Origin of the sequence: Zhihengliuella sp. (assembly GCF_031178195.1) — a bacterium.
In the GTDB taxonomy this organism is placed as follows: domain Bacteria; phylum Actinomycetota; class Actinomycetes; order Actinomycetales; family Micrococcaceae; genus Zhihengliuella.
The window spans coordinates 428,014-451,321 of the sequence record NZ_JAPSJL010000003.1; the positions used below are offsets into that span (position 1 = coordinate 428,014).

The 23,308-nt window shown below is 71.7% G+C and carries 22 protein-coding genes; 16 read left to right on the plus strand and 6 right to left on the minus strand.

Features of this window, described 5'->3' with window-relative positions; translation table 11 throughout:
- The first annotated feature begins 25 nt into the window (after window positions 1-25).
- Window positions 26-892, plus strand: a complete 867-nt coding sequence (locus tag RIN46_RS07090) for an ion channel (protein ID WP_309080182.1) — start codon at window positions 26-28, stop codon at window positions 890-892.
- A 43-nt stretch (window positions 893-935) separates the two neighbouring features.
- Here RIN46_RS07090 and RIN46_RS07095 read toward each other — a convergent pair whose 3' ends face one another.
- Window positions 936-1,409, minus strand: coding sequence for a MarR family winged helix-turn-helix transcriptional regulator (locus RIN46_RS07095; protein WP_309080181.1), 474 nt, complete (start codon window positions 1,407-1,409; stop codon window positions 936-938).
- Window positions 1,410-1,512: 103 nt separating this feature from the next.
- Here RIN46_RS07095 and RIN46_RS07100 point away from each other — a divergent pair, with 103 nt between their 5' ends.
- The 6 genes from RIN46_RS07100 (at window position 1,513) to dapF (ending at window position 7,604) form a co-directional block, all read left to right on the plus strand.
- A complete protein-coding gene (locus RIN46_RS07100) occupies window positions 1,513-1,734 on the plus strand; it encodes a DUF3046 domain-containing protein (protein ID WP_309080180.1) in 222 nt (73 codons plus the stop codon).
- Window positions 1,735-2,032: 298 nt separating this feature from the next.
- Complete coding sequence (recA, locus tag RIN46_RS07105; protein ID WP_309080179.1) at window positions 2,033-3,082, plus strand: recombinase RecA; 1,050 nt, start codon at window positions 2,033-2,035, stop codon at window positions 3,080-3,082.
- Window positions 3,083-3,168: 86 nt separating this feature from the next.
- Window positions 3,169-4,209: a RecX family transcriptional regulator gene (locus tag RIN46_RS07110; RefSeq protein WP_309080178.1), complete on the plus strand. Its 1,041-nt coding sequence runs from the start codon at window positions 3,169-3,171 to the stop codon at window positions 4,207-4,209.
- On the plus strand, window positions 4,206-5,753 hold the full coding sequence (miaB, locus tag RIN46_RS07115) for a tRNA (N6-isopentenyl adenosine(37)-C2)-methylthiotransferase MiaB (protein WP_375141840.1): 1,548 nt from the start codon (window positions 4,206-4,208) through the stop codon (window positions 5,751-5,753). Before RIN46_RS07110 ends, miaB begins: the two co-directional genes overlap by 4 nt.
- A complete protein-coding gene (miaA, locus tag RIN46_RS07120) occupies window positions 5,740-6,678 on the plus strand; it encodes a tRNA (adenosine(37)-N6)-dimethylallyltransferase MiaA (RefSeq protein WP_309080177.1) in 939 nt (312 codons plus the stop codon). The genes miaB and miaA overlap by 14 nt, the downstream gene beginning before the upstream one ends.
- Window positions 6,675-7,604 (plus strand): diaminopimelate epimerase, encoded by a 930-nt coding sequence (gene dapF, locus RIN46_RS07125; protein ID WP_309080176.1) that lies wholly within the window; start codon window positions 6,675-6,677, stop codon window positions 7,602-7,604. Before miaA ends, dapF begins: the two co-directional genes overlap by 4 nt.
- A 40-nt stretch (window positions 7,605-7,644) precedes the next feature.
- Here dapF and RIN46_RS07130 read toward each other — a convergent pair whose 3' ends face one another.
- A complete protein-coding gene (locus RIN46_RS07130; protein ID WP_309080175.1) occupies window positions 7,645-8,262 on the minus strand; it encodes a methyltransferase in 618 nt (205 codons plus the stop codon).
- Window positions 8,263-8,655: 393 nt separating this feature from the next.
- On the opposite strand from RIN46_RS07130, the gene hflX reads away from it, so the two are divergent.
- Window positions 8,656-10,335: a GTPase HflX gene (gene hflX / locus RIN46_RS07135; RefSeq protein ID WP_309080174.1), complete on the plus strand. Its 1,680-nt coding sequence runs from the start codon at window positions 8,656-8,658 to the stop codon at window positions 10,333-10,335.
- Between the two features lie 3 nt (window positions 10,336-10,338).
- Window positions 10,339-12,354 (plus strand): ATP-dependent DNA helicase, encoded by a 2,016-nt coding sequence (locus RIN46_RS07140; protein ID WP_309080173.1) that lies wholly within the window; start codon window positions 10,339-10,341, stop codon window positions 12,352-12,354.
- 109 nt (window positions 12,355-12,463) lie between these two features.
- Here the strand turns inward: RIN46_RS07140 and lexA are convergent, their stop codons facing one another.
- Window positions 12,464-13,180: a transcriptional repressor LexA gene (lexA, locus tag RIN46_RS07145; RefSeq protein ID WP_309080172.1), complete on the minus strand. Its 717-nt coding sequence runs from the start codon at window positions 13,178-13,180 to the stop codon at window positions 12,464-12,466.
- A 292-nt stretch (window positions 13,181-13,472) separates the two neighbouring features.
- On the opposite strand from lexA, the gene RIN46_RS07150 reads away from it, so the two are divergent.
- From RIN46_RS07150 to hutG, 7 genes are all read left to right on the plus strand, one after another.
- Window positions 13,473-13,823 (plus strand): LysM peptidoglycan-binding domain-containing protein, encoded by a 351-nt coding sequence (locus RIN46_RS07150; RefSeq protein WP_309080171.1) that lies wholly within the window; start codon window positions 13,473-13,475, stop codon window positions 13,821-13,823.
- Between the two features lie 92 nt (window positions 13,824-13,915).
- Window positions 13,916-15,016: a histidinol-phosphate transaminase gene (locus tag RIN46_RS07155; protein WP_309080170.1), complete on the plus strand. Its 1,101-nt coding sequence runs from the start codon at window positions 13,916-13,918 to the stop codon at window positions 15,014-15,016.
- Window positions 15,017-15,243: 227 nt separating this feature from the next.
- Window positions 15,244-15,864, plus strand: a complete 621-nt coding sequence (hisB, locus tag RIN46_RS07160) for an imidazoleglycerol-phosphate dehydratase HisB (protein WP_309080169.1) — start codon at window positions 15,244-15,246, stop codon at window positions 15,862-15,864.
- Between the two features lie 2 nt (window positions 15,865-15,866).
- Window positions 15,867-16,502: an imidazole glycerol phosphate synthase subunit HisH gene (gene hisH, locus RIN46_RS07165; RefSeq protein ID WP_309080168.1), complete on the plus strand. Its 636-nt coding sequence runs from the start codon at window positions 15,867-15,869 to the stop codon at window positions 16,500-16,502.
- Window positions 16,502-16,663 carry a hypothetical protein gene (locus RIN46_RS07170; protein WP_309080167.1) on the plus strand — a complete coding sequence of 54 codons (162 nt, stop codon included), beginning with the start codon at window positions 16,502-16,504 and terminating at the stop codon, window positions 16,661-16,663. The genes hisH and RIN46_RS07170 overlap by 1 nt, the downstream gene beginning before the upstream one ends.
- A 34-nt stretch (window positions 16,664-16,697) precedes the next feature.
- Complete coding sequence (priA, locus tag RIN46_RS07175; protein WP_309080166.1) at window positions 16,698-17,438, plus strand: bifunctional 1-(5-phosphoribosyl)-5-((5-phosphoribosylamino)methylideneamino)imidazole-4-carboxamide isomerase/phosphoribosylanthranilate isomerase PriA; 741 nt, start codon at window positions 16,698-16,700, stop codon at window positions 17,436-17,438.
- Between the two features lie 96 nt (window positions 17,439-17,534).
- Entirely contained in the window at window positions 17,535-18,506 is a 972-nt protein-coding gene (hutG, locus tag RIN46_RS07180; RefSeq protein ID WP_309080165.1) for a formimidoylglutamase, read from the plus strand.
- A gap of 177 nt (window positions 18,507-18,683) precedes the next feature.
- Here the strand turns inward: hutG and hutH are convergent, their stop codons facing one another.
- The 3 genes from hutH to hutU are packed head-to-tail and all read right to left on the minus strand — an operon-like array spanning window position 18,684 to window position 23,219.
- Complete coding sequence (gene hutH / locus RIN46_RS07185; protein ID WP_309080164.1) at window positions 18,684-20,249, minus strand: histidine ammonia-lyase; 1,566 nt, start codon at window positions 20,247-20,249, stop codon at window positions 18,684-18,686.
- A gap of 40 nt (window positions 20,250-20,289) precedes the next feature.
- On the minus strand, window positions 20,290-21,528 hold the full coding sequence (locus tag RIN46_RS07190; protein WP_309080163.1) for an amidohydrolase family protein: 1,239 nt from the start codon (window positions 21,526-21,528) through the stop codon (window positions 20,290-20,292).
- Window positions 21,525-23,219, minus strand: a complete 1,695-nt coding sequence (gene hutU, locus RIN46_RS07195) for a urocanate hydratase (RefSeq protein ID WP_309080162.1) — start codon at window positions 23,217-23,219, stop codon at window positions 21,525-21,527. The genes RIN46_RS07190 and hutU overlap by 4 nt, the downstream gene beginning before the upstream one ends.
- Between the last annotated feature and the right edge of the window lie 89 nt (window positions 23,220-23,308).

Sequence of the window (23,308 nt, forward strand, 5' to 3'; positions counted from 1 at the left end):
GTGTTTCCAGGGAGGAGCCAGCGCCATGGACGTGCTGTGTACCGTCGCCGGGTTGGGGCTCGTGCTCTTCGGGGCGGTGGACATGTTCCAGACCCTGCTCCGCCCGACGGGCCAGGGGAGGACCAGCCGCTTCGTGCTGCGGGGGGTGTGGCGGATCTCGAAGGGGCTCGGCCACCGCCTCGGATCCGCCGTGGGGCCTGTCGCGATGGTCCTCGTCATCTGCCTCTGGGTCATGCTCATCGCCCTGGGCTGGGCGCTGGTGTACCTCCCCCACCTGCCGGAGGGCTTCGTCGTCGGGAGCGGGCTCGACCCGAGCGACTACTCGGGCCTCGCCGACGCCCTGTACGTCTCCGTCGTCGCGCTCTCCACGCTGGGCTACGGCGACGTCGTCCCCGTCGACCCGTGGCTGCAGGTCGTCGCGCCGCTCGAGGCCCTCAGCGGGTTCGCCGTGCTGACGGCCGCGCTGACCTGGTTCACGCAGATCTATCCGCCGCTCTCGCGTCGACGCTCCCTCGCGGTGAAGCTCTCCGGCCTGGACAGGACGGGAGCCGCCGAGACGATCCCCCGCCTCGAGGCGGACGGCCTGGCGCGCCTGCTCGAGGGGCTCGCCGACGAGATCGGGCGCGTGCGGGTCGACTTCGCCCAGCATCCGGAGGCCTTCTACTTCCAGGAGGCCAGCAGCGACCTGTCCCTGGCCGGCGTGCTGCCGTGCGCCCTGGGCATCCGCGACGCCGCGAGTCCGCGTCCGGAACCCTCCGTGCAGCTCGCCGCACGCCAGCTCGACTTCACGCTCGAGCAGCTGGCAGAGATTCTGCGCCGCGAGTTCTTCCAGTCGGCCGAGACGACCGAGGAGGTCTTCGCCGCCTACGCCGAGAGCACGGCCCTCGGCTGAGGACACGGCAGGCGAGGAGCACGCGGTCCCGTCCGGATCCGCGTCAGAGCTGGTCCTTCTGGTAGGTCCGGTTCAGCTTGCCGAGGAGGCCCGCGAGTTCGGCGAGTTCCTCGTCCTGCCAGTCCTCCAGCAGGGTGTGGAAGACCCGACGGCGGGCGGTCTGGGCCGCTGCCAGCTGCTCGGCCCCCGCCGGAGTGAGGGAGATGGTCTGCGCACGCCCGTCGCTGGGGTCGACCTCCTTGCTGACGACGCCGATGGACTCGAGCATCGAGACCTGCCGGCTGACCGTCGGCTTGCCGACGCCGATCTCTGCCGCGAGCTCCGTCAGGCGCATCGCGCCGCAGCGCTGCAGCGTGCGGAGCAGACCGTAGGCGCCCGGCTCCATGTCCGGGTGGACGCTGCGGGCGACCTTGTTGCCGATGGCCCGGGACCGCCGCCAGAGCAGGCTCAGCTGCTCCTCCATGGCATTGATGGCCTCTTGGCGCTCGGCATCGGACGGGACCTCGTGCGAACTCATGGCTCAATCCTAGAGCGCCCGCCCTCCACGGGAGGGGTTGTGCTGCGCGGGCCGCAACGTGGGCCGATGCCTCCGCCGCGGCGCCGCATGCCACAATGGCCGCGTGCGAAACAGCGATTTCTGGCGGCTCATGGAGGACGAGTTCGGGACCGGCTACGCCCACGTCCTGGCCGAGGACCTGGTGCTCCCGGGCTTCGGCGGTCGGACCGCCGTCCGTGCACTGAGGGACGGCAGCGATCCCCGCGACATCTGGCTGGCCATCTGCGAGATGCAGGAGGTGCCGGAGGCCAGAAGGCTCGGGCGCGACGTGAAACCGCCGCGGTGAGGCCGGCGGCCCCGCGGCCGCACGCCGGCCGGCCGTCCGGGCGCGGATCCTCGCCGTGCCCTGTTTCGAATCGTGTGGGCATCGCTCGACCGCCGGTTCGAACACGGGGGACGACACGCCGCAGCCTGCATTCGAAAATGTGTTCGGTCGGCGGTAGGCTGGGGTCCAGTGAACTTCCCAGTCCACGGTGCGGCTTTTTCCACAGAAGGCAGCCGCCGGATCCATACTGTGGGTGACGGCGTCTAGCGTGGGGATCAATGGAAAACGCCGCGCAGGCCAGAACAACTTGAGGTGAATCATGGCACCAGCAATGGATCGCGAGAAGGCGCTTGAGTCCGCTCTCGCGCAGATCGACAAGCAGTACGGTAAGGGTTCGATCATGCGCTTGGGCGACGACGTCCGCGCACCGATCGAGACCATCTCGACCGGCTCCATCGCGCTGGACGTGGCGCTGGGCATCGGCGGTCTGCCGCGGGGCCGAGTCGTCGAGATCTATGGGCCGGAGTCCTCGGGCAAGACGACGGTCGCGCTCCATGCGGTCGCCAACGCGCAGCGGAACGGCGGCATCGCCGCGTTCATCGATGCGGAGCACGCCCTCGATCCCGAGTACGCCAAGAAGCTCGGGGTCGACACGGACGCCCTCCTGGTCTCCCAGCCGGACACCGGCGAGCAGGCACTGGAGATCATGGACATGCTCGTCGGTTCCGGCTCCCTCGACATCGTGGTCATCGACTCGGTCGCCGCGCTTGTGCCGCGCGCCGAGATCGAGGGCGAGATGGGTGACAGCCACGTCGGCCTCCAGGCCCGCCTGATGAGCCAGGCCCTGCGCAAGATTGCCGGCCGACTCAGCCAAACCAAGACCACGGCCATCTTCATCAACCAGCTCCGTGAGAAGATCGGCGTCTTCTTCGGCAGCCCGGAGACGACCACGGGCGGCAAGGCCCTGAAGTTCTACGCGTCGGTACGCATCGACATCCGTCGGATCGAGACCCTCAAGGAGGGCACCAACCCGGTCGGCAACCGCACCCGGGCCAAGATCGTCAAGAACAAGATGGCCCCGCCCTTCCGGCAGGCCGAGTTCGACATCCTGTACGGCGTGGGTATCTCGCGCGAGGGCAGCCTGATCGACATGGGCGTCGAGCACGGCATCGTCAAGAAGTCGGGCGCTTGGTTCACCTGCGACGGCGACCAGCTCGGCCAGGGCAAGGAGAACGCGCGCCGATTCCTGCGCGACAACCCGGACCTGGCGGTCGAGATCGAACGCCGCATCAAGGAGAAGCTCGGCGTCGGCGTTGTCGCGGAGCCCGAGGAGGAGACGACTCTCCGGGCCGTCGGCGACGACGACTAGAGTCGGCCAAGCGCAGCGGGAACCACGGTCCCCGCTGCGCTTCGTCGTCTCCACCGGCACCCGTCCGAGCCGACCGAAAGGCCACCATGTTGCCATCAGGATCCCCGCCGGACTGGTCCGGCCTGACCGACGCAGGCGACGGGACCGCCGGGCCCCGTGCCCGGGCCGGGACGCCGGGCGCACGCAGCCGCGGAGCCGACCACCGCGACCCCGCCGCCGGGCGGCGCTCCCGGAAGGCCGGACCGGCGACGGCCAGCCCGGCGGGCGGATCCTCGACGCGACGAAGGAAGGGTGGGGCCGCCCCGACTGAAGGCGAGGACGCCACGGCGGACACCCCCGCGTGGGTCCTCGAGGCCACGCAGGGCCTCGAGCCACCGGACTGGTTCGCCGCCGCGGCCGTCCAGTCCGCGAGCAGCGAGCCGTCCGGGGACACCGCCGGCTCGGCAGCCTCCGGCCCCGAACCCCGGGATCCATCCTCCACGGGCGCTCCCCCCTGGGGCGTTCCGGCCGGGGCGGACGCGGCGGATCCCTTCGCTGCGGGCGAGGCTCGGCCTGGACGGAAGCGGGCCAACGGCGGACGCGGAGGCGGGGAGAGCGATGACCTCGAGCTGACCCCGGAGGAAGCCGAGGCCAAGGCCCGCGCCATCATCCTGCGCCAGCTCTCGATGGTCGCCCGGACGCGCCAGCAGCTCGCCGAGAAGCTGGCCGCCGGCGAGGTCCCGCAGGACACCGCCGACGCCCTCCTCGACCGGTTCGAGGAGCTCGGACTGGTCGACGACCGGGCCTTCGCCATGATGTGGGTCCGCACCCGGTCCACTACGCGCCGGCTCGCCGCCAGCGCGCTGAGGCGCGAACTGCTCCAGCGGGGAGTAGATCCGGAGTACATCGCCGAGGCGCTCGAGCAGCTGAGCGATGACGACCAGCGTGCGGCGGCCCGCGAGCTCGTCGACAAGAAGCTCCGCGTCCGCAGGCCGGGGGAGCCCCGGGACAAGACGGTCCGTCGGCTCGTCTCGATGCTGGTCCGCAAGGGCTATGGGGGCGGCATGGCCTTCGGAGTCGTCAACGAGGCCCTCGCGGCCGCCGGCGAGGACGGCGACCCGGACGAGTTCGATACCCTAGACGGGTGAGTCTGACAACCCCCGCGATCGCAGCCCCCGGCGCAAGCACCCCGGACGCCGCCGAAACGCGCACCTACGAGGTGCGGACCTTCGGATGCCAAATGAACGTCCACGACTCCGAGCGCCTCTCCGGCCTGCTCGAGGGCGCGGGGCTCGTCCGGGCCGAGAGCGGGGCGGAGCCCGCCGATGTCGTGGTCTTCAACACGTGCGCTGTGCGCGAGAACGCGGACAACAAGCTCTACGGCAACCTCGGCATCCTGGCGCCGGTGAAGGAGAAGCGGCCCGGCATGCAGATCGCCGTCGGCGGCTGCCTCGCCCAGAAGGACCGCGAGACGATCCTGGAGAAGGCGCCCTGGGTCGACGTCGTCTTCGGCACGCACAACGTCGGTTCCCTCCCGGCGCTCCTCGAGCGGGCCCGCCACAACGACGAGGCGCAGCTGGAGATCCTCGAGTCGCTCGAGGTCTTCCCCTCGACGCTGCCGACCAAGCGCGACAACGTGTACTCCGGCTGGGTCTCCATCTCCGTCGGCTGCAACAACACGTGCACCTTCTGCATCGTCCCCGCGCTCCGCGGCAAGGAGCGCGACCGCCGCCCGGGCGACATCCTCGCCGAGATCGAGGCCCTCGTCGCGGACGGTGCCGTCGAGGTGACGCTGCTCGGGCAGAATGTGAACACCTACGGTGTCGAGTTCGGCGACCGTCTCGCCTTCGGCAAGCTGCTGCGCGCGTGCGGCGGGATCGAGGGCCTCGAGCGCGTCCGCTTCACCAGTCCGCACCCCGCGTCCTTCACCGACGACGTCATCGACGCGATGGCGGAGACCCCCAACGTGATGCCGCAACTGCACATGCCGCTGCAGTCGGGCTCCGACAAGGTCCTCAAGGACATGAGGCGCTCCTACCGGTCCAAGAAGTTCCTCGGCATCCTCGAGAAGGTGCGGGAGCGCATGCCCGACGCCGCCGTGACCACCGACATCATCGTGGGCTTCCCCGGCGAGACGGAGGAGGACTTCCAGGCCACACTCGACGTTGTCGAGCAGTCCCGCTTCTCCAGCGCCTTCACCTTCCAGTACTCGAAGCGGCCCGGCACACCCGCCGCCGAGCTCGCCGACCAGCTGCCCAAGGCCGTGGTGCAGGAACGCTACGAACGGCTCATCGCGCTGCAGGACCGGATCAGCGCTGAGGAGAACCGCAGGCAGGTCGGCAAGACCCTCGAACTGCTGGTCACCGCCCAGTCGGGACGCAAGTCCAGCGAAACGCACCGGCTCTCCGGGCGGGCACCGGATCAGCGGCTCGTGCACTTCTCCGTACCGAAGGGCGCCGAGGCCCCGCGGCCCGGCGACTTCGTGACCGTCCCCGTCACTGCGGCCGCCCCCTTCCACCTGCTCGCGGACCCGGCGGGACCGGAGCAGTACCGCCTGCGGCGCTCCCGCGCCGGCGACGCGTGGGACCGGGCCCAGGCCGAGTCCTGCGGGGCCCCGGCGCAGGCACCCGCCGCCGGCGGCAAGGGCGTCTCGCTGGGCATGCCGACGATCCCCGGCCGTGCCGGCAACTGATCCCGCCGACGCCCGGCCGGTCGTCGCCGTCGTCGGACCGACGGGCACCGGGAAGTCGGACCTCGCGGTCGGTCTGGCCGAGCAGCTCGGAGGCGAGGTCGTCAACGCTGACGCGCTCCAGTTCTACCGCGGCATGGACATCGGCACGGCCAAGCTGCCCGTCTCCGAGCGTCGGGGCATCCCGCACCATCTCCTAGACATCATGGAGGTGACGGAGGAGGCCAGCGTCGCGCGATTCCAGCGGGACGCGCGGGCCGCGTTCGACGACATCGCCTCGCGCGGTCTGCACCCGATCCTCGTCGGCGGGTCCGGGCTGTACGTCCGTGCCGCCCTCGACGCCCTCGAGTTCCCGCCCACCGACCCGGCCGTCCGCCATCGACTCGAGGGGGAGCTGCGCAGCGCCGGCGAAGCCGTCCTCCGCCGGCGTCTGGCCGCCGTCGACCCGGAGTCGGCCGAGCGCGTCGGCGACGCGCGCCGCCTCGTCCGCGCCCTCGAGGTCCACGCGCTGACCGGCAGACCGTTCAGTTCCTTCATGCCCCAGCGACGCTACGTCCGCCCGACGGTCCAGATCGGGCTCGACCTGGACCGACCCGAACTCCACGCCCGGCTCGCCCGACGCGTGGACGCGATGGTGGCCGGAGGCCTGCTCGGCGAGGTGCGGCGGTTGGAGGCGGCCGGGCTCCGTGAGGGCCGGACCGCCTCGAGAGCGATCGGGTACGCCCAGTTCCTCAGCGTCCTCGACGGGCGGCTCGACGAGGCAGGGGCCGCCGAGGCCACCGTCGTCGCGACCCGGCAGTTCGCCCGGCGCCAGGTGACGTGGTTCCGCGCGGACCCGCGCGTCACCTGGCTGGACCCCCGGAGCCCCGGCCTGATGGCCGAAGCGCTCGACGCCGTCGTCCGCGCACCGACTACGCTGGAACCATGACTTCCGCCGCCGCATCCCTGACCGACCTCGCCGGCCTGCCGTTCGCCAAGGGCCACGGGACCGGCAACGACTTCGTCCTCGTCGCCGACCCGGAGTCGCGCCACGACGTCAGCGCCGCCCACGTGGCCGCGCTCTGCGACCGGCACCAGGGGATCGGCGGCGACGGCTTCATCCGCGCCGTCCGGACCCGCGACCTTCCCGAGGCGGCCGACCTCGCCGCCGCCCACCCCGAGGCCGAATGGTTCATGGACTACCGCAACTCGGACGGCTCGATCGCCGAGATGTGCGGCAACGGGGTCCGGGTCTTCGTGCACTTCCTGCTGGACCAGGGACTGACCGAGCTGAACGACGGCGACGTCCTGCCCGTCGGAACCCGGGCCGGGCTGAAGCTCGTCACCCGCAGCGACAACGGCTACGCCGTCGACATGGGCACCTGGCGCTTCACGTTCCCCGGCAAGGCGGCCGAGCGGGCCCTTGACTCCCTCGTGGAGACCGGCGGGATCGAGGCGGGACGCCCCGGCCTCAGCGTGGACATGGGCAACCCGCACACCGTCGTCGCGCTGTCGGACGCCGGGGAGCTCGAGCGCGCGCGGCTCCACGACATACCCGTGGTCGAGCCACTGCCGCCGCACGGGACCAACGTCGAGTACGTGCTGCCCGCGGAGCCCTTGGTCCAGGACGGCGTGGGGCGGATCAGGATCCGCATCCACGAGCGCGGAGTCGGCGAGACGCAGTCCTGCGGTACCGGGGCGTGCGCTGCCGTCGTCGCGACCAGGCACTGGAGCGGAGGCGTCCCCGCGGAGCGCTGGGACGTGGAGGTGCCCGGCGGCGTGGTGACCGTCAAGTTCCTGACCGGGACCGAGGGCGAGGAACGCGTCGAGCTCTCCGGGCCAGCGGTCATCGTCGCGCACGGCGTGCTCGGCTGAGCAGCGTCGCGCGAGGCCGGTCGAACCGCGTCGACCTGTGTCAGTCGTCCATCGGGCGGGCGACGCGGAGGATGCGGAAGGACTTGGCCGTCGAGACCCGTTCGACGTCCCAGTCCGCCGGCATGCTCCGCCGGAGCCAGGCCAGCAGCGAGTCGGCGCCGAGGTTCTTCTGCACCACCAGCCAGGCGGATCCGCCCGGTGCGAGCCGGGGAAGCCACGTCAGCAGCAGCTCGTGGAGGGCGTCCTTGCCGATCCGGATGGGCGGGTTGGACCAGATGGTGCCGAACGTCAGGTCTGCCGGCACGGATGCGGGCAGACCCGCCACAACATTGTCCAGACCCAGCGCGGCCGCGTTGTCCCGGGTGAGCCCCAGCGAGCGCTCGTTGACGTCGACGGCGTGCACCGTCGCCTCCGGTGAAGCCAGAGCCATGGTGAGCGCGATCGGGCCCCAGCCGCACCCGATGTCCAGGAGATGGCCCGTCGCCGCCGGAGCCGGGACCTCCGAGAGGAGAACGGCCGTGCCCTTGTCTATCCCGTCCGGGCTGAAGATGCCTCCGGCTGTCTGGACGCGACGCTCGGAGCCGCCCAGGTGGACGCTGATGGTCTTGCGCTTCTCCGGGGTTGCCGGCTGCGCGCTGAAATAATGCTCCGAACCCATGGGTGGAAGATTATTCTCTGCCGGCGCACCCGGGCGAATCCACGAGTGATAGAGTTTTCTCTATGACTTTCCTCCCTGCCTGACGAGCCCCCGGGGGACACCCGCTCGGGTCGCCCGAGCAGAGGGCGGCACTGCCAGGCCGTGCCCCGCAACCCTGGCCCGACGGTCGGCCACGCGTCGTTGCCGACTCACCTCGCCGAGCCGGCGTCCGGTCGGAACCTGTCCGGAGCGTGCGGTCGAACCCGTCCCGAGGACCCCGGCTCGCCGTCACGGGGCTCACCCCGTCCTCCGGTGCTGCCGAGCCGGGACGGATTCGCCCTCGGCTGAGGCGCTGAGCTCCAATTCGTCGGTGGCGGCGACTATTCTTGATGTACCAGTCATTGCAAAGGAAATATGACCAACCAAAAGCACCCCGATTCGTCCTCCAGCTCGCCGAGGCCTCCCGGCTCCGAGAACACGGCGGAGCCGGCCGCGGACCCCGGCAGCACTGAGGACCACGGCCATGGCTTCAGCGAGCCGACGGCCGCCGAGCGAGCGGACGCGGAGATCAAGTCCGTCATCGACCGAATTCTCAGTACCGAGGCCGGCCCGGCGGCGTCGCCCGCCCCCAGCCGGAGGGGACTCGACGGCCGCGCCCGCGAACTCTCCGACCTCGAGGCCGAGCACAGCGAGCACGACGGCGAGCAGCAGGATCTTGCGGATCGTCGCGCGCTCCGGCGCGTGGCTGGTCTGTCGACAGAGCTCGAGGACGTCACCGAGGTCGAGTACCGGCAGTTGCGCCTCGAGCGCGTCGTGCTCGCGGGCGTGTGGTCGGAGGGCACGGCCGAGGATGCGGAGAACTCGCTGCGCGAGCTCGCCGCCCTGGCCGAGACCGCCGGTTCCGAGGTCCTCGACGGCGTCATCCAGCGCCGGCTCAAGCCCGATCCCGGGACGTTCCTCGGCTCCGGCAAGGCCGCCGAGCTCCGGGACATCGTCGCGGCGACCGGCGCCGACACCGTGGTCGTCGACTCCGAGCTCGCGCCGTCCCAGCGCCGCGGACTCGAGGACATCGTCAAGGTCAAGGTCATCGACCGCACCGCCTTGATCCTGGACATCTTCGCCCAGCACGCCAAGAGCCGCGAGGGCAAGGCCCAGGTCGAGCTCGCGCAGCTCGAGTACCTGCTGCCGCGTCTGCGCGGCTGGGGCGAGTCGATGTCCCGGCAGGCCGGCGGCCGCGTCGGCGCCGCAGGCGGCGGCATCGGCTCCCGCGGGCCCGGCGAGACGAAGATCGAGCTGGATCGTCGGCGCATCCGCAGCCGGATGTCCAAGCTGCGCCGCGAGATCGCCGCCATGAAACCCGCCCGTGAGGCGAAGCGCGCCAACCGCAAGCGGAACACCGTGCCGGCGGTTGCGATCGCGGGCTACACCAACGCCGGCAAGTCCTCGCTGCTGAACCGCCTGACCAACGCCGGGGTCCTCGTGGAGAACGCGCTCTTTGCGACGCTCGACCCGACCGTGCGCAAGGCGCAGACCCCGGATGGGGTCGGCTTCACTCTTGCGGACACCGTGGGCTTCGTCCGCTCCCTGCCCACGCAGCTGGTCGAGGCCTTCCGGTCCACGCTCGAGGAGGTCGCCGACTCGGACCTCATCCTGCACGTGGTCGACGGCTCCCACCCGGACCCGGAGAGCCAGATCCGTGCCGTGCGCGAAGTCCTCCGCGAGGTCGACGCCCATCTCGTGCCGGAGGTCATCGTCCTGAACAAGGCCGATGCAGCCGACCCGTTCGTCATCGAGCGGGTGCGTCAGCGCGAGCCGAGCACGGTGGTGGTCTCGGCCCGCACCGGCGCCGGCATCGACGAGCTGATCGAGGTGATCTCGCAGCGGATCCCGCGGCCCAACGTGCTCCTGGAGCTCCTCGTCCCGTACAGCCACGGCGAGGTCGTCAACCGGCTCCACGCCAATGACGCGGAGATCCTCTCCACCGAGCACGAGGAGACCGGTACGCGCCTGCGCGTCAAGGTCCGCGAGTCGCTCGCACCAGAGCTCGAGCCTTATCGGGTCGACCGCGCCGACGACGACGCCGCGGCCCAGTAGCCGATGTCGCAGGAGGTACTCGACCTACTGGAGACAGCGGTCGCCAAGATGGGCGGCACCAGCCGGACCGGACAGCAGGAGATGGCCAAGCACGTCGCCGAGTCCCTCGGCACGGGCAGGCACCTCCTCGTGCAGGCCGGCACAGGCACCGGCAAATCGCTGGCCTATCTCGTCCCCGCGCTGCTCCATGCGGTCGATGCGGACAAGCCGGTCATCGTGTCGACGGCAACGCTCGCGCTGCAGGCGCAGATCGTGGGCCGGGATGTGCCCCGGCTGCTGTCGCATCTGAAGGACGAGCTGCCGCGCCCGATGGAGGTTGCGATCGCCAAGGGGCGGGGCAACTACGTCTGCAAGTACAAGCTCGGTGGCGGGTACCCGGACGACGACGACGGCGCGCTCTTCGCCCTGACGGAGGACGGGGCCTCGAGACAGCAGGCCAACGCCGGGCCCTCGACGCAGCTCGGCCGCGAGGTCGTGCGGCTCCGTGAGTGGGCCGAGGAGACCGAGACGGGCGATCGCGACGATCTCGTCCCCGGCGTTCCCGACCAGGCGTGGCGTCAGGTCTCCGTCTCGGCGCGCGACTGCCTGGGCGCGCAGCGGTGCCCCATGGCGGAGGAGTGTTTCAGCGAGCTGGCCCGGGCCCGGGCCGCCGAGGCGGATCTGGTCATCACCAACCACGCGATGCTCGCCATCTCGGCGTTCGACGGGCTCGCCGTCCTGCCGGACTTCGACACCGTCGTCATCGACGAGGCGCATGAGCTGCAGGACCGAGTGACGGGTTCCGTGACGCGCGAGCTCTCCGGCAGCATGGTCCTCACGGCCGCAAGCGCGGCCCGCAAGCACTGCCGTGTCAGCGTGGACGCGCTGACGCAGGCGGCCAAGGCCCTGGAGAAGTCGGTGACGGGCCTGCCGGCCGGACTGCTGCCGAAGGGCATCACCGAGGAGCAGTCGGCCGCCGTGGAGCAGGTCGCCGACGCCGCGCGCGTGGCGCTCTCGGACTCGAAGCCCGAGCCCAATGAGCAGGCCGACGGCGCCAAGCAGATGGCCCGCGCCCAGCTCTCCTATCTCGTCGAGATCGGGGACCGGCTGCTGAACTCGCACGAGAGTCGCGAGGTCGTCTGGGCTTCTCGTCCCGGCGGCTACGTCCCCGGGCAGGGATACGTGCAGCCGGACGAGTCGACGCCGGCGACCCTCTACATCGCACCGCTCTCCGTGGCGGGCAAGCTGCGCGAGGGCCTCTTCGACGGTCGGACGATCGTCCTCACCTCGGCGACGCTCGCCGTCGGGGCCGCCTTCGACCATGTCGCTGGCGACCTCGGGCTCATGGGGGAGGGCGCTCCCAGCTGGGAGGGCATCGACGTCGGGAGCCCCTTCGACTACCCGAAGCAGGGCGTGCTCTACGTGGCCAAGCACCTGCCCAAGCCCGGCCGCCAGGTCTCCCGCGAGGCGCTCGACGAGATCGCCGACCTGATCCACGCCTCCGGTGGCGGCGCGCTCGTCCTCTTCTCGTCCAAGCGCGCCGCCGAGGAAGCCGCGGAGGTCCTGCGGGAGCGGGTGAGCGAGACGATCCTCTGCCAGGGCGAGTCCGGGATGTCCGCGCTGGTCCAGCAGTTCGCGGACGAGCCGGACACCTGCCTCTTCGGAACCATGACGCTCTGGCAGGGCGTCGACGTCCCGGGGCCGTCGTGCCGACTGGTCGTCATCGACCGGATCCCCTTCCCGCGCCCCGACGACCCGCTCTCGACCGCGCGCAGCCGTGACGTCGCCCAGCGCGGGGGCAACGGCTTCATGGCGGTCTCGGCGACGCATGCGGCCGTCCGACTCGCCCAGGGGGCCGGGCGTCTGATCCGCTCCGCGGACGACCGGGGCGTGGTGGCCGTGCTGGACTCGCGTCTCGCCACCGAGCGGTACGGTGCCTTCCTGCGGTCGTCGCTGCCACCCATGTGGCCGACCGTCGACAAGCCGACGGTCCTCGGGGCATTGCGCCGGCTCTCCGAGACAGCGGCCTCCACGGCATAGCTCGCCCGGGAGGCGCTCCCGACGGCGCAGTCGGGGAGGGCCGGGGACACAGCAGGAGCGGCGCGGGCCCGAAGGCCCGCGCCGCTCCTGGATCCAGTCGCCGGCGCGGTCAGAGAGAGCGCAGGACCGAGACGACCTTGCCCATGATGGTCGCATGGTCGCCGAGGATGGGCTCGTACTGCCGGTTCTGCGGCAGCAGCCACGTGTGCCCGTCGCGCTGGCGGAACGTCTTGACCGTGGCCTCCTCGTCCAGGAGGGCGGCGACGATGTCGCCGTTGTCGGCCGAGCTCTGGCGGCGCACGACGACCCAGTCCCCGTCGCAGATGGCCGCGTCGACCATCGAGTCGCCGCTGACCTTCAGCATGAACAGCTCGCCCTGCCCCACGAGCTGGCGTGGCAGCGGGACCACGTCCTCCACCGTCTGCTCCGCCAGGATCGGTCCGCCGGCGGCGATCCGTCCGACCAGCGGCACCATCGCCGTGTCCACAGCGCTCGTCAGCTCGGAGACCGAAAGACCGCCCACGGCGGTCAGGCCCGGCCCGTCGGCGGACTCCGGGGCAGCCTCGGAGAGCGTCAGCGGCTGCAGGATCTCCATGGCCCGCGGGCGCCTCGGGTCGCGACGGAGGTAGCCGAGCTTCTCCAGCTGCGAGAGCTGGTGGGTGACGCTCGAGAGGCTGGCCAGTCCCACGGTGTCGCCGATCTCTCGCATGGAGGGCGGGTAGCCGTGTGCCGCGATCGAGCGCTGGATGGTCTCGAGGATCTTGCGCTGCCGCAGTGTCAGGCTCTTCCGATCCCGGTGTGGCTTGGAGGTTTCCGTCGCGGCCATCTGTACATCCTTGCTGTTCTCGGTGCCCGCTGCGATGTTTCGCGGGGCCCCGCGTCTCTAATCTGTGGGACCTGACTGGTGCAGTAGCTCTACGAACCACCTGCTTCAACCCTAGTGGCGCACGGCGCGGATTCAAAGGTTTGTTCGAACGTGTCTCGACAACCATCGCTCAAGGGTGCTAAACATGGACCAGCAGAGTTCGAAGACATGTTCGAGTCTCAGTTTCGAATCGAACACCGATACCGCAGAAAACAGTCGGCCCCGGCGCGGGGCCGTCCACGGGAGGTACACCATGACCACGATGGCTCTGGCCGATCAGGCCGTCACCGAGGCGCCGCTCCGGCTGACCCGCCGAGGACGCTTCGTCCTCATCGGACTGCCCCTCATGCTCGTCGCAGCAGGAGGGCTGATGCTCCTCGGGCTCTGGACCTCTCCGGTCAGCGCCGCAGGGAGCAGCGACGCGGCCGCGATCCAGTACGAGTCGGTGACCGCGCTGGAGGGCGACACGCTGTGGAGCCTCGCCCTCGAGTTCGTCCCCGAGGCCGACCCGCGGATCGTCGTCGACGAGATCGTGGAGCTCAACGACCTCCCCGGCAACACCGTGCACGTCGGCCAGGAGATCTACCTGCCCGTCTCCGAGTAGTGGTGGCCCGCTGGCGGGTGCCCGCGGTGAGCTTTGTTACCTCGCGACGCAGTCTATTCAGTACCGGCCCGGCCGGGTTCTAGACTGTCGCGGTGAGTGATGTCCTAGCGCGCATGAACCAGCTCCCCCTTCGAGAGAACCTCCGCGGCCTGCAGCCCTACGGTGCGCCGCAACTCGATGTGGCCATCCAGCTGAACGTCAACGAGAACACCCATCCCATGCCGGCCGAGGTCGCGCGCGCCATCACCGACGAGGTCTTCGCCGCCGCGCAGAGCCTGAACCGGTACCCCGACCGCGAGTTCGTGGAGCTGCGCCAGCGTCTCGCCGGCTTCCTCGGGCACGGGGTCACCGCTGATCAGGTGTGGGCCGCCAATGGCTCCAACGAGGTCCTCCAGCAGATCCTGCAGGCGTTCGGTGGCCCGGGGAGGTCCCTCCTCAGCTTCCCGCCCACCTACTCCATGTACCCGCTCCTCGCGAGCGGCACGGACACCGCGTACATCGCCGGCGAACGGGAGGCCGGATTCGCGCTGAGCGCCGAGTCCGCCGCACGACAGGTCCGCGAGCAGGCCCCGAGCGTCGTATTCCTCTGCTCCCCGAACAACCCCACCGGGACCGCACTCGGGCTCGATGTGGTCGAGGCGGTCTACGCAGCGGGCGAGGCCAGCCAGACGATGGTCGTCGTGGACGAGGCGTACGCCGAGTTCCGGCACGAGGGGACGCCGTCCGCCCTGGAACTGCTCCCGGGGCGGCCGCGCCTGATCGTCAGCCGCACCATGAGCAAGGCCTTCGCCCTGGCCGGTGCCCGGCTCGGCTACCTCGCCGCCGCGCAGGAGGTGACCGCCGCCCTGCGCCTGGTCCGGCTCCCGTACCACCTCTCCGCCGTGACGCAGGCGACAGCCATCGCCGCCCTGAAGCACGTCGATGCGCTGCTGGCCAACGTGGAGGACATCAAGCGCCAACGCGACCGGATCGTCACGGAGCTGACCCGGCTCGGGCTCGAGCCCGCTGCGAGCGATTCGAACTTCGTGTTCTTCGGCGGTCTCGACGACGCCCCCGGCCTCTGGCGCCGGCTCGTCGACCGCGGGGTCCTGATCCGCGACGTCGGCATCCCGGGGCACCTGCGCGTCACCGCGGGGACCGAGGCGGAGACGACCGCCTTCCTGTCCGAGCTCGAGGACCTGCTCTCCGCGTGATCCGTCGCGTGCCCGCGTCATCCGTCCGGGCCTCGCGGGCCCGACCGGCCGTGCACCGATAGACTTGACCGCGAGCCGACGGCACCGCCCCAGCGGTCCGGCGTCCCGCGGCGCTCCACCGGGCGGTTCGATCACCAGCCGTCCGACCCCGAGCCCCCGCACCGAGGGGCTGGGATCGGCTCCACCCGCCGCGGCCTCGGCCGCGGTCCCGATACGCAAGGAACCTGATGTCTGCTGAACTGATCTCCGGCCGCCGCGCACGCATGGAGCGCAAGACCAGCGAGTCGTCCGTCTATGTCGAGCTCGATCTGGACGGGACGGGCGCGGCCCGCATCGAGACGACAGTTCCCTTCTACGACCACATGCTGACCGCGCTCGCCCGGCACTCGATGATCGACCTGACCGTCGAGGCCACCGGCGACACCCACATCGACGTGCACCACACCGTCGAGGACGTCGCCATCACCATCGGCGAAGTGCTCCGCACCGCCCTGGGCAACAAGGCCGGCATCCGCCGGTTCGGCGAGGCGACCATCCCCCTGGACGAGGCCCTCGCGCACGCCGTCGTCGACATCTCCGGGCGTCCCTACCTGGTCCATGACGGCGAGCCCGCCGGCCAGGAGTACCACCTCATCGGGGGGCACTTCACGGGCTCGCTCACCCGACACGTGTTCGAGGCCCTGACCCTGCACGCCCAGATCTGCATGCACATGCGGGTGCTCGGCGGGCGGGATCCGCACCACATCGTCGAGGCGCAGTTCAAGGCGTTCGCCCGCGCGCTGCGCGAGGCCGTCGAGCCGGACGCCCGACTCGGCGGCGAGATCCCCTCCACGAAGGGGGCGCTGTAACCATGGCGGCCTCTCGCGTCACGGTCCTGGACTACGGGTCCGGGAACATCCGGTCGGCGGTCCGCGCGCTCGAGCACGTCGGCGCGGACGTCACCCTCAGCAGCGATCCCAGGGACGTCTCCGAGGCGGACGGGCTCCTGGTCCCCGGCGTCGGCGCCTTCGCCGCCGTGATGGAGGCGCTCAGGAAGGTCGGCGGACTGCAGAAGATCGGCCGCCGGGTAGCCGGCGGCCGTCCCGTGCTCGGCATCTGCGTCGGGCACCAGATCTTCTTCGACGAGGGCGTCGAGCACGGCGTCCGGACCGCCGGCATGGGCGAGTGGCCCGGGACCGTGGAGCGGCTGCAGGCCGACGTCGTGCCCCACATGGGCTGGAACACCGTGGAGGCACCGGAGGGCACGGTGCTCTTCGACGGCATCCAGGACGAGCGGTTCTACTTCGTCCACTCCTACGGCGTGCAGAAGTGGGAATTCGACGTCACTCAGCCGAAGATGAAGCCGCCGCAGGTCACCTGGTCCACGCATGGCACGCGGTTCGTCGCTGGAGTGGAGAACGGCCCGCTCTCGGCCGTCCAGTTCCACCCGGAGAAGTCCGGCGACGCCGGGCTGCAGCTCCTGAAGAACTGGCTCGGGACCCTCTGATGTACTCCATCCTCCTCATGGCGCTCGGCGGCATCCTCGCCGGCGGGGCCATCTCGCTGCGCCAGCAGAAGGCGCACAGGTCCTGGATCATCACCTGCTGGGTGCTCGCCGGGCTCGCGCTGCTCGCCGCATACGTCCTGACCCTCGACCTCTCCAGCTGACGCACGACTCCACCGATCGAAGAGGAAACCACGAATGAGCAACGACATCCTTGAGCTCCTGCCGGCCGTCGACGTCGCCGGGGGCCAGGCGGTCCGCCTGGTCCAGGGCGAGGCCGGCAGCGAGACCGGCTACGGAGACCCCCTCGAGGCCGCACTGGCCTGGCAGAACGACGGCGCCGAGTGGATCCACCTGGTGGACCTCGATGCCGCGTTCGGCCGCGGGCACAACACCGAGATCCTTCGCCGCGTCGCCGACGAGCTGAGCATCAAGGTGGAGCTCTCCGGCGGGATCCGCGACGACGAGTCGCTGGAACGGGCGCTGGAGTTCGGCGCCACCCGCGTCAATCTCGGCACGGCGGCACTGGAGAACCCGGAGTGGACGGCCCGGGTCATCGAGCGCCACGGCGACCAGATCGCCGTCGGGCTGGACGTGCGCGGCACCACGCTCGCCGCCCGCGGCTGGACCCAGGAGGGCGGGGACCTCTGGGAGGTCCTGCAGCGGCTCGAGGACGCTGGCTGCGCCCGCTACGTGGTCACGGACGTGACCAAGGACGGGACCCTGCGCGGGCCGAACGTCGAGCTGCTGCAGCAGATGTGCGAGCGCACCGACAAGCCGGTCGTCGCCTCCGGCGGGATCTCCAGCCTCGACGATCTGCGGGCGCTGCGCGACCTGGTGCCGCTCGGCGTCGAGGGCGCCATCATGGGCAAGGCCCTCTACGCCGGCAAGTTCACGCTGCCGGAGGCCCTCGACGTCGCCGGCCGCCGCTCCGCCTGACCCGGAGACCGAGCGACGCCGGGTCCGTCTGAGATCCCGGAGACCCGCCGCGGCTCCGGCCGTGTCCCGGGCCCGCCGGCGCGGTTAGATGGTTCCATGAGCACATCAGACTTCGCATCCCCGCACTGGGCCGGCCGCACCGACGGCGACGGCCCCGAGCACCGGCGGTGGCACCAGGCCGTGAGCAGCGCCGCAGCCCCCGGCGAGAACGCTCCCGCCGCCGCGCGGGCAGCCCTGATCGGCTTCGCCTGCGACGCGGGCGTCGCCCGGAACCGCGGCCGGGTCGGCGCCGCCGGGGCCCCTGCGGCGCTGCGCACCGCCCTGGGCTCGCTCGCCTTCCGGGCGGACGCCGGCTCGGTGCACGACGCCGGCGACGTGGTCGTCCACGGCGACGACCTGGAGGCCGGGCAGCAGCGCCTCGGCGAGACGGTCGCCGCGCATCTGGGCGAGGGCCGGTTCGTCACCGTCCTCGGCGGCGGTCACGAGACCGCCTACGGTACCTACCTCGGCCTCTCCGGTTCCGGCGCACTCGACGCCGATGGCGCGCCCCGGCTCGGCATCCTCAACCTCGACGCGCACTTCGACCTGCGCGAGGACCCCCGCCCGAGCTCCGGCACCCCGTTCCTGCAGATCGCCGGCGACGAGTCCGCGGCCGGCCGCGACTTCCAGTACGGAGTCGTCGGCATCAGCCGGTCGAACAACACGACGACCCTCTTCAAGACCGCCGAGCGGCTCGGCGTGCAGTATCTGCTGGACGAGGACAGTCAGGAACGTGCCCGCGTCCAGGCATGGGTGGAGGACTTCGCCGCCGACGTCGACGTCCTCTACCTGACCATCGATCTCGACGTGCTCCCGGCGGCCGTCGCACCGGGTGTCAGCGCGCCGGCCGGCTACGGCGTCCCGTTCGACGTGATCCGGGCCGCCGCCCTCGCCGCGGCCCGCACCGGCAAGCTGGCGGTCTTCGACGTCGTCGAGCTCAATCCGGAGTACGACGTCGACGCACGCACCGCGCGCTCGGCCGCCCGGCTGATCGACGACGTCGTCCACGCGGTTCTGGCCGGGGCGTAGGCGCGACGACGGGACGCCATCGCAGGAACTGTCCGGGCACGGACGGACCCGGCACGGACGGACCCGGCACGGACGAACTGGGCAGAGACGGGAGGAGCCCTGCGACCCATCGGGTCGCAGGGCTCCTCCCGTCTCACGTCCAGCTCCTCCCGGAGAGGGGGCCGCGGGACGATGCGGTCAGGCGGCGGGCAGGCTGCCGCCCAGCGGGCCGGTCGCCGTCTCGGCGCTGGCGCGGACGCCGCCCTCGGCCACGAGCTGCTCGGCGGCGAGCAGGTCGGGGGAGAGGAAGCGGTCCGGGCCCGGACCGGCGACCCGCTCGCGCAGGGCGGCCAGGACGGCACCGGTGGCCGGGCCGGGCGTCAGCGGCGAGCGCAGGTCGAGCCCGCGGGCCGAGGCGACCAGTTCGATGGCCAGGACGCGGCGCAGGTTGTCCACCGAGGTGCGCAGCTTGCGGGCCGCGTGCCAGCCGAGCGAGACGTGGTCCTCCTGCATGGCCGAGGACGGGATGGAGTCCACGGAGGCCGGGACGGCGAGCCGCTTGTTCTCCGCCACCAGGGCGGCCTGCGTGTACTGGGCGATCATCAGGCCGGAGTCCACGCCCGGGTCGTCCGCCAGGAAGGGCGGCAGGCCATGGGAGCGGGCCGGGTCCAGCAGGCGGTCGGTGCGGCGCTCCGCGATGGACGCGACGTCGGCCGAGACCACGGAGAGGAAGTCCAGCACATAGGCGACCGGAGCGCCGTGGAAGTTGCCGTTGGAAGTGACGGTGCCGTCCGGCAGGACCACGGGGTTGTCGATCGCCGCGGCGAGCTCGCGCTCGGCGACCAGGGCGGCGTGGGCGACGGTATCGCGGGCGCCGCCGGCGACCTGCGGGGAGCAGCGCAGCGAGTACGCGTCCTGCACGCGGGTGTCGCCCTCGCGGTGGCTCGCCACGATCGGGGAGTCGGCGAGCACGCGGAACATGTTGGAGGCGCTGGCGGCCTGGCCCGGGTGCGGACGCAGCGGCAGGTGCAACTCCGGGCGGAACACCTGGTCGGTGCCCAGCAGGGCCTCCACCGACATGGAGGCGGTGATGTCCGCCGCCGTCAGCAGCTCCTCGAGGTCCTCGATGGCCAGGATCAGCTGGCCGAGCATGCCGTCGGTGCCGTTGATGAGGGCCAGGCCCTCCTTCTCCTCCAGGGTGACCGGCGTGAGGCCGGCCTCGGCGAAGAGCTCGGGGACGGGGCGCTGGACGCCGTCGCGGTCCGTGGCCTCACCCTCGCCCATCAGGACCAGGGCGCAGTGGGAGAGCGGGGCCAGGTCGCCGGAGCAGCCGAGCGAGCCGTACTCGCGCACGATCGGGGTGATGCCGGCGTTGAGCAGGCCCACCATGGTTTCCAGGACCACGGGGCGCACGCCGGTGCGGCCGGAGGCGAGGGTCTTGGCGCGCAGGAACATCAGCGCGCGGACGACCTCGCGCTCGACCGGCTCGCCGCTGCCGGCGGCATGCGAGCGGACCAGGGACTTCTGCAGCTGCACGCGCTGGTCGGTGGGGATGTGACGCGTGGCGAGGGCGCCGAAACCGGTCGAGATGCCGTAGACGGGCGTCTCGGCGTGGGCCAGGTTCTCGATGTGGGCGCGCACGCTGGCGACCTCGGCGAGGGCCTCGGGGGCGATCTCGATGCGCGCGTCGCGGCGGGCGACGGCGACGACGTCGGCGCGCGTGGCGCCGTGCGTCGAGAGGATGACGGTGGGGTTCTCGGTCATGGTGTCCTTCAGTGGTGGTCGGAAGTCTGGTGGAGGGTGGTCACCGGGCGCGCACGCCGGCGCGCCAGACCGCGTGGGTCAGGGGCATGCCGGGCCGGTAGGCCAGGTGGATCGCGGCGGGGGCGTCCAGCACATGGAGATCGGCCCGGTGCCCGACGGCGACGCGGCCGATCGGCGCTTCGCCGGCGACGGGCCGGGGCCGGGTGCCGGCCGCGAGGGACTCGGCGTCGCGGCGCAGGGCGCGCGCCCCGCCGAGCGTCGCGGCCCGGATCGCCTCCTCGAGGCTGAGGTGCATCTGGAGGACGGCGGTGCCGACGCAGAAGTTCATCGACGATGTGTAGGACGTTCCGGGGTTGCAGTTCGAGGCCAGTGCCACGGTGGCACCGGCGTCGAGCAGCCTCCGCGCCGGCGCCAGCGGCGCCCGCGTGGAGAGGTCGCAGGCCGGCAGGACGGTCGCGACCGTCTCGTGGCCCGGACGACGGCGCCCGGCGGCGTCGGTGCCCGAGGCCGCCAGGGCGGCGACGTCGTCGTCGGAGAGGAAGTTCAGGTGGTCCACCGAGGCGGCGCCGAACTCGACGGCCAGCGCCGCGCCGGCCCCCTGCTCGAGCTGGTTGCCGTGCAGGCGCAGGCCCAGGCCGGCGGCCCGGCAGGCCTCCAGCACGCGCCGCGTCTGCTCGGGTGTGAAGGCCCCGCGGTCGCAGAACACATCCGCCCAGCGCACGTGCGGCCCGACGGCGTCGAGCATCGCGCCGCACACCAGCTCGGTGTACTCCTCGGCGTCCGCGCCAGCCGGCACCAGGTGCGCGCCCAGGTATGTGACCTCGTCGGCGGACTCACCGGCGATCCGGGCGCTGCGCTCCTCGTCGGGCACGGTCAGGCCGTACCCGGTCTTCGTCTCCAGGTAGGTGGTGCCGCCGGCGACGGCCTCGGCCACGCGGCCCGCGACGAGGCCGCGGAGGCGCTCGTCGTCGGCCGCGCGGGTGGCCGAGGTGGTGACGCCGATGCCGCCGGCCGCGTAGGCCTGGCCCGCCATCCGGGCCTCGAACTCGGCGGCACGGTCGCCGTCGAACACGAGGTGGCTGTGGGAGTCGACCCAGCCGGGCAGGGCGGCGCGGCCGCCGAGGTCCACGACGTCGTCGCAGGCCGGGGCCTCCGCGGCCGGGCCCACCCACGCGAAGAGGCCGTCCTCGATGACGACGGCGGCGTCGCGCAGGGTGCCCAGCGCGTCGTCGACCGTCGTCAGCTCGGAGAGGCCGGTCAGCAGGGTGGAGCGGCTCATCGCGTCTCGCGCATCGGGATCCGGACGCCGCGCTCGGCGGCGACCTCGACGGCGCGGTCGTAGCCGGCGTCGACGTGGCGGATGACGCCCATACCCGGGTCGTTGGTCAGCAGCGCGGTCAGCTTGGCCGCGGCCAGCTCGGTGCCGTCGGCGACGCCGACCTGACCGGCGTGGATGGAGCGGCCGATGCCCACACCGCCGCCGTGGTGAATCGAGACCCAGGTGGCGCCGGAGGAGGTCGCCGTCAGGGCGTTGAGCAGCGGCCAGTCCGCGATCGCGTCGGAGCCGTCCTTCATGGCCTCGGTCTCGCGGTACGGCGAGGCGACGGAGCCGGAGTCCAGGTGGTCGCGGCCGATGACGATCGGCGCGGAGACCTTGCCCTCGGCGACCAGCTGGTTGAACAGCAGGCCGGCCTGGTGGCGCTCGCCGTAGCCGAGCCAGCAGATGCGCGCCGGCAGGCCCTCGAACTCCACGTGCTCCTGGGCGGCGTCGATCCACCGGTGCAGGTGCTCGTTCTCGGGGAAGAGCTCCTTGATGGCCTCGTCGGTGACGCGGATGTCCTCCGGGTCGCCGGAGAGCGCGACCCAGCGGAACGGGCCGAGGCCCTCGCAGAAGAGCGGGCGGATGTAGGCCGGGACGAAGCCCGGGAACTCGAAGGCCCGCTCGTAGCCGGCGTGGCGCGCCTCGTCGCGGATCGAGTTGCCGTAGTCGAAGACCTCGGCGCCCTCGTCCTGGAACTCGACCATCGCGCGGACCTGGGCCGCCATGGCCTCGCGGGACTTCTTGGTGAAGCCCTCGGCGTCGGCGTCGGCCTCGCGCTGCCACTCGTCGACCGTGTACTCGGTCGGCAGGTAGGACAGCGGATCGTGGGCGGAGGTCTGGTCAGTCACGATGTCGACGGCGATCTCGCCGGCGCGGTGGCGGCGCAGGAGCTCGCCGAAGACCTCGGCGGCGTTGCCGACGTAGCCGACGGAGAGGGCGCGGCGCTCGTTCTTCGCGGCGGTCACCTTGGCGAGCGCGGCGTCGAGGTCCGTCTCGACGTCGTCGAGGTAGCGCTTGGCCTGGCGGCGGCGCAGGCGGGTCTCGTCGACGTCGACGATCAGGCAGGCGCCGCCGTTGAGCGTCACGGCCAGCGGCTGGGCGCCGCCCATGCCGCCGCAGCCGCCGGTCAGGGTCAGGGTGCCGGCGAGGGTCGGCTCGGAGATGCGTCCGTCGGCGTGCATCTTCTTGGCGACGGCGGCGAACGTCTCGTAGGTGCCCTGCAGGATGCCCTGCGTGGCGATGTAGATCCAGGAGCCGGCCGTCATCTGGCCGTACATGGTCAGGCCCTCGGCCTCGAGCTTGCGGAACTCCGGCCAGTTGGCCCAGTCGCCGACGAGGTTGGAGTTGGCGATCAGCACGCGCGGGGCCCACGCGTTGGTGCGGAAGACGCCGACGGGCTTGCCGGACTGGACCAGGAGGGTCTCGTCCTCCTCGAGGTCCTTCAGGGTCTCGACGATCGCGTCGTAGGCCTCCCACGAGCGGGCGGCGCGGCCGGTGCCGCCGTAGACCACCAGGTCGTCGGGGCGCTCGGCGACCTCGGGGTCGAGGTTGTTCATCAGCATGCGCAGGGGGGCCTCGGTCTGCCAGCTCTTGGCGCTGAGATCGGTGCCGCGGTCGGCGCGGACGGGGCGTGCTCCGGGGAGGGCCATGGTGATTCCTTCGGCGTCGGGGAGGCGTGCGTCGTCGCAGGCCTCGGAACTGCTGTCCCGTCTATCTGAGCACGCACGGGCGGGGTCGC